A 6000-nucleotide genomic window follows, 5' to 3' on the forward strand; every position below is an offset into this window, starting at 1 on the left:
AATGAATAACATTTTCCTAATTCTGTTGTAATTCCTGTGGGGTTACCGTTCTTTCTAAATTAACCGGAAAACGTTCATTGCACGCCGGCATGCAAAGAGCCCGCCGTCGAAAGCCAGGTGCCGGAACGGCTGGACTGGTCCATGGCCTCCAGGATCTCCTGGTTGCGCGCCCCGAACGCGAAGTCGGGAAAACAGCCCTCCCCCCGCCCGATGCCCTGCACCAGGTCGTGCACCTCGAACACCTTCATGTCGAAATAGCCCAGCCCGCCCCCGGCAAAATCAAAGCCGAAAAACGCCGAGTATTGCGGCACCTGCGAGCCGCAATAGACGGTCGTAAAGCCCCGGTCGCGCTTCTCGTCCCGCATCCGGAAGACCTGCAGCTCGTTGAAGCGCTCCCCGTTATTGACCAGGGTGCCCTCGGTGCCCGACACTTCCCAGAACACCCCGAAGACTCGCCCGGCGCAGATGCGCGAGGCCTCAATCACCCCGGCGGCCCCCGAGGCGAACTTCACCAGCGCCTGGATCTGGTCCTCGTTCTCCACAGCCTGCTTTTTGGCGTCTTCGCTTACCTTGCTGCCGTAGCCGGCGTCGAACTCCGGCACGGGCCGCTCCTTGAAGATCGTCTGGCTCTGGGCCGACACTTCGGTGATGTCGCCCATGAGGAACTGCGCCACCGACACGGCGTGCGCCCCCAGGTCGCCCAGCGCCCCGCTGCCGGCCAACTCGCGCGAACAGCGCCAGGACCACGGCAGGGCGGGATCGTTAAAGAAGCCCTGGTCGAAGCGGCCCCGGAAGCGCACCGGTTCGCCGATCTCGCCCCGATCGATGATCTGCCTGGCCACCAGGGCCGCCGGGGTTTTTAGGTTGTTGAAGGCCACCATCGTGTAGACGCCGGCCTGCCGGGCCGCCTCGGCCATGCGCCGGGCATCGTCAACTTTGACGGCCATCGGCTTTTCGCAGTAGACGTGTTTGCCCGCCGCAAGGGCCGCCAGGGCGACCTCGACGTGCAGGTGGTTGGGCGTGGTGATGTCAACCACGTGCACTTCAGGGTCCTCGACCAACCGGCGCCAGTCGCCGTAAGCCTTCTGGAAGCCGAGCTTGCGCCGGGCGGTGTCGGCCAGCGCGTCGTTCTGGTCGGCGACGGCGTACAACACCGGGGTGCGCGGCAGGCTGCGGTACAACAGGCCGGCCCGCCGGTAGGCGTCGGCATGGGCCTGGCCCATGAAGCCGGAGCCGATCAATCCAACATGGAGGGGTGCATTTGACATAGGGGATGCTGCTTCTAAGCCGCTCAGGCAAACAGCAGTTTGCTGACGTGGGTGAAGGCCTGTTGGGCGTAGAGTCTGGGGGCCGCTTTGGCCGGGTCCTGCTCGGCTTCCACCACTGCCCAGCCCCGGTAACCGGAGCGGCGCACGAAATCGGCCAGGGCCGAAAAGTCCAGGTCGCCGTCACCGGGCACGGTGAACAGGCCGGCGCGGACGGCCTGGTTGAAGCTCACATCATTCCGGCGCGCCCAGTCCAGCACCGGGCGGCGCACGTCCTTGAGGTGCAGGTGGGTCACCCGGTCGCCGAACCGGCGCAGCAGTTCGGCGTAGTCGGCGCCCGCGGCATACGCGTGGCCGGTGTCGAGCAGCAAGCCCACTTGCGGCGGGGCGTCCTCGAAAAAGGCGGCGATTTCTTCGCCCGTTTCCACCAGCATCTTGAGGTGATAATGGTAGGCCAGCTTCAGGCCCCTTTCGTTGAGCCGGGCGGCAAATTGGCCGACTCGCTCGGCGTAGGCCGGTAGGTCGACCGAGCTCAACGGGGGGCTGTGGCTCAAGGGCTGGTCCCAGGGGGCGGTTTGCGGGATCCGGCTGCACTCGGCGTAGACCAGCACGTCGCAGCCGCAGGCTTCCAGAAGCCGGAGGTGCTCGGCGGCGGCTTGCCATTCGGCTTCGGGGGAGCGGTCCGCGAGGTAACCGGAGTACCAGCCCGAGATGAGCCGCAGGCCGTAGCGGGCCAACAGCAACGGCAGCACCTGGGGGTCGCGGGGGAATTTGCGGCCCAGTTCGACGCCTTGGTAGCCGATGTCCGCGGCGTCCTGCAGGCAGGTGTCCAGCGGGACGTCGCCGCCGAGGGCTTCCAGGACGTCATTGGTCCAGCTCAGCGGGCTGACGCCCAGGCGGACCGCCCGCTCCGGCGGTGTTGAGGTTGGCATAAAATTCAGGGATGCGCTTCGTTACCTGGCGAACTTGACCGGCTGGCCGCTCTTTAGCGATTCGGTGGCTTTATCGGCCAGCAACTGGGCCTTCAAACCGTCCTCCAGCGAAGGGCTCGGCGGGGTACCTTGTGTGACGGCGCTCAGAAACGCGTCCAGCGCCTGGTAATAGCTCTGCTCGATGCGCTCGAACCAGCCGGCATGCAGGCCGTCTTCGATGATCTTATCGCCGAGGTAACGCGACACCCCCCGGAACCGCTGCCGGCGCGACTCGATCAGGCCCTTGGAGCCGAACACTTCGATGCGCTCGTCGTATCCGTAGCCGGTGCGCCGGGACGAATCGATCTGGCACAGGGTGCCGCGGCTCAGCCGGATGGTCACGAGGCTGGTGTCGATGTCGCCGGCTTCCCTCACCTTGGGATCAACGAGGGCGGCCCCGATCGCGTGCACCTCTTCGGGTTCATCCTCACTGATCCAGCGCAGCAAGTCGAAAAAGTGCACCGTTTGATCGCGTAGCTGCCCGCCGGAGGTGGCCAGGTAACTGAGCGGCGGCAGATTCGGCCCGCGCGAGGTCATCTGGATGATCTCCAGGTTACCCACCGCGCCGCTTCTCACCTCTTCGCGCAATGCCGCGTGGTTAGGGTCAAACCGGCGGTTAAAACCCAACATGACCGGTACGCCGGCCGCCCGGACCGCCTCAACCGCTTGTTCGGCTTCCTGGTAGTCCAGCCCGATCGGTTTTTCGCAATAGATGGCTTTACCCGCCTGGGCGGCGCGCCGCAGGTACTCGACGTGGGTGTTGGTCGGCGTGGCGATCACCACGGCTTGAACGTCCGGATTGTCAAAGATCTCCGCAAGGTCGGCCACCGCTTTCGTTCCTGCGGTGGCCGCAGCCCGTTTGGCAAATTCCGGATTGGCATCATAGACCCCTGCCAGTTCCGTGCCGGGATGACGGGCCACATTTTTGGCATGAACCGAACCGATGAAGCCGGTTCCCACTACCGCTATCTTTAGCATGCTTGTACCTGTTGGTATTTTGGGTTTAAAGGGATTCCAGCGCCGTCCACGCCCCGCCGGCCCGGTAGGAGCGCATGGCGCCTTCCACAAAGGCCACCCCGCGCACCCCGTCCGATGCGTCCGGAAAGCCGAGCTCAGTCCTGGCGTACGGTTTGCCTTCGGCTTTGGCCAGCAGTGCGTCCGCCGCTTCAGTGTAGAGATTGGCAAAAGCTTCGAAAAAGCCCTCCGGGTGTCCCAGGCCCACGCGCGTCCACCGGGCGGCCTCCGGCGAGAGCCCAGGCATCCCTTGGGCCAGGATCCGGGGCGGCCCGTCGATCGGACTGTAACGCAGGTGCTGGGGGTCTTCGTGGCGCCAGGCCAGGCTGCCCCGGTCTCCATAGACGCGGATCCGCAGGCCGTGTTCATTGCCGGCGGCCGCCATGGAAGCCCAGAGGCCGCCGGTCGCGCCGTTCGAAAACCGGAGCAGCAGGTTCGCATTGTCTTTGATCGCCCTGCCCTGAACGATCTGGCTCAATTCGGCCGCCACTTCAGTGACCTCCAGCCCCGTAATAAACCGGGCTAACTGGTGGGCGTGGGTCCCCAAATCATACAGCAAGCTCGCATCACCCAACAGGCCCGGGTCCGTCCGCCAGGCGGCTTGCTTGTGGCCTTCCTTTTCCAGAAGCTTGATCGCCCAGCCGGACGCGTGTTCGGCCTGGACCACACGAATCTCGCCCAGTTCGCCGTTCCGGACCATCCGGCCGGCGTGGCGCACCATCGCGTAGCCCGAGTAGTTGTGCGTCAGGCACACGATCAGCCCGCCCTGGTCCGCCAGGGCCTTGAGCTCCCTGCCTTCAGCCAGAGTCAGGCAGAGCGGCTTATCGCAGATCACGTTGATGCCGGCCTCAAGGAACGCCTTGGCGATCGCGTAATGGCTGTCGGTCGGCGTTACGATGACGACCGCATCAATGGGGTCTTTCCGATTGGATTCGGCCGCAGCCATGGCGGCATAATCAGGGTAAACGCGATCTTCAGGGATCCGCAGGAGGCGGGCGGCAACGCGCGATTTGTCCGGGCTGCGGGAAAAGGCACCGGCCACCAACGCATAGCGATCGTCGAGGCGCATGGCCGTACGGTGCGTCTCGGCAATGCCCGCACCCGGGCCGCCGCCGACCATTCCCACCCTCACTGCCCTTCGTTCTTCGGTTGACATAAAGTGAATGAAACGGTGACTCCGGAATCCGGGAGAAAAGAGAGAAGCCGGCCCTGACTTCCCCGCCTTGGGGCCGGCTTTTGCTCAAAGGCGGTCGCCTCGGCGGCCCGCGCCGCCGGTACGGCCATTCGTACGCATTTGTGCTTCATTGGACCAGGGGGGATCGAATTTAGATCAGCTTCCCACTTCGAAAGATTTCGAACCGAAAGTCTACGCCTTTTAGATCAAGCGCAGTTCAGCTCACGCCAGAGTGAAGAGTCTGTCAAGTGGATATTTGCTATTGATAAATTCAAAGTGCCAAAAAGCGATGGCGGGGGTCAGGCGGTAAGTTCACGGGAGCAAATCTCGCAAATTAACTCAATAAGTATCAATATGAATTATCCCTAGAGACATGGCAAGCGATTTTCTGAGATGATTTGATGAGTCTTTCTATTTTGGGTTTATGCACCGTGACCTTTCAACATTTTACGTTTTGAAATTCATGCAAAGAAGGAAGCGCGAGGAGGAAGCGGTTCGGCTGGCCAACGGCACCGAGTTCGGGCTGGCCGGTTATTTTTACAGCGGCGACATCGGGCGGGTGTGGCGGGTGGCCGAAGGGCTGGAAAGCGGCATGGTGGGCATCAACACCGGCATGATTTCCACGGAGGTGGGGCCCTTTGGGACGTCAAGGAATCGGGCCTGGGCAGAACGCAGAAGGAAGGCATCCAGAGACGCGCAGCAGGGATTCAGATGCCTTGAATCTGCGTAATCTGTGGATGTTTTATCTTTTTTCCGCGTTCTTCTGCGTGTTCTGCGGATGATTGCTGCCTTCCCGCCGTGGCGCGGCGTGATTCTCTCCCCTTGCGGCCGCGGTGTGTCCTGAATGTTCTGGCTCGTTCGTCATAGAGAATGATAAACGAAACCGTTCCCTTAACCGAAAATCATGACTACCACGAAAAGCAATCCCGTTCAGAGCCTGCAACCTTACCTGTCCTTCGACGGCCGCTGCGAAGAAGCAATTGAATTCTACCGCGCGGCGCTCGGCGCCGAGGTGGCGATGCTGATCCGTTTCAGTGAAAGCCCCGATCCCGGCATGTGTGCACCCGAAGACGGAAACAAGGTGATGCATGCCAGCCTCCGCATTGGTGATTCCACCCTGCTGGTTTCTGATAGCCGATGCGAAGGAAAACCGGCCTTTCACGGGTTTGCGCTGTCGCTCACGGCCGCGGATGAGGCCGAAGCCGAGCGGCTCTTCGCGTCTTTGGCCGACGGTGGCCAGGTTCAAATGCCATTGGCCAAGACCTTCTTTTCCCCGCGCTTCGGCATGGTCGCTGACCGCTTCGGCGTGTGCTGGATGGTCATCGTGCCGCAGTGAAACCCGGCCGGACGCACAACCGACAATCAAGGAAGCACACGTATGCGCTTTATAATGCTGATGATCCCGCACGTCTACCAACCCGGCGCGCCGCCTGGAGAGAAGGCCGAAGAGGGGTTTACTCCACCCGCCGACGCCGTTGCGCGGATGATGCAGTACAACGAGGAGCTGGCGAAAGCCGGGGCGCTCATCGGGCTCGACGGCCTTCATCCGATATCCAAGGGCGCGCGCGTCCGGTTC

General features: G+C 62.7%; 6 protein-coding genes and 1 pseudogene. 3 read left to right on the forward strand and 4 right to left on the reverse strand.

Annotated elements, in window-relative coordinates; genetic code table 11:
- Positions 1-74: 74 nt before the first annotated feature.
- The 4 genes from JO015_03450 to JO015_03465 are packed head-to-tail and all read right to left on the reverse strand — an operon-like array spanning position 75 to position 4406.
- Positions 75-1268 (reverse strand): Gfo/Idh/MocA family oxidoreductase, encoded by a 1194-nt coding sequence (locus JO015_03450; protein ID MBV9998149.1) that lies wholly within the window; start codon positions 1266-1268, stop codon positions 75-77.
- A gap of 23 nt (positions 1269-1291) precedes the next feature.
- Positions 1292-2197, reverse strand: coding sequence for a myo-inosose-2 dehydratase (iolE, locus tag JO015_03455; protein MBV9998150.1), 906 nt, complete (start codon positions 2195-2197; stop codon positions 1292-1294).
- Positions 2198-2218: 21 nt separating this feature from the next.
- Positions 2219-3214: an inositol 2-dehydrogenase gene (iolG, locus tag JO015_03460; protein MBV9998151.1), complete on the reverse strand. Its 996-nt coding sequence runs from the start codon at positions 3212-3214 to the stop codon at positions 2219-2221.
- Positions 3215-3239: 25 nt separating this feature from the next.
- Entirely contained in the window at positions 3240-4406 is a 1167-nt protein-coding gene (locus JO015_03465; GenBank protein ID MBV9998152.1) for a Gfo/Idh/MocA family oxidoreductase, read from the reverse strand.
- Positions 4407-4848: 442 nt separating this feature from the next.
- Here JO015_03465 and JO015_03470 point away from each other — a divergent pair.
- The 3 genes and pseudogenes from JO015_03470 to JO015_03480 form a co-directional block, all read left to right on the forward strand.
- Positions 4849-5144 (forward strand): annotated as a pseudogene (locus JO015_03470) (aldehyde dehydrogenase family protein).
- A 184-nt stretch (positions 5145-5328) separates the two neighbouring features.
- On the forward strand, positions 5329-5760 hold the full coding sequence (locus JO015_03475) for a VOC family protein (GenBank protein MBV9998153.1): 432 nt from the start codon (positions 5329-5331) through the stop codon (positions 5758-5760).
- Between the two features lie 42 nt (positions 5761-5802).
- Positions 5803-6000, forward strand: a 198-nt coding sequence (locus JO015_03480) for a hypothetical protein (protein MBV9998154.1), incomplete at its 3' end; no start/stop codon positions are given.

It is taken from the genome of Verrucomicrobiota bacterium (genome assembly GCA_019247695.1).
Lineage (GTDB): Bacteria > Verrucomicrobiota > Verrucomicrobiia > Chthoniobacterales > JAFAMB01 > JAFBAP01.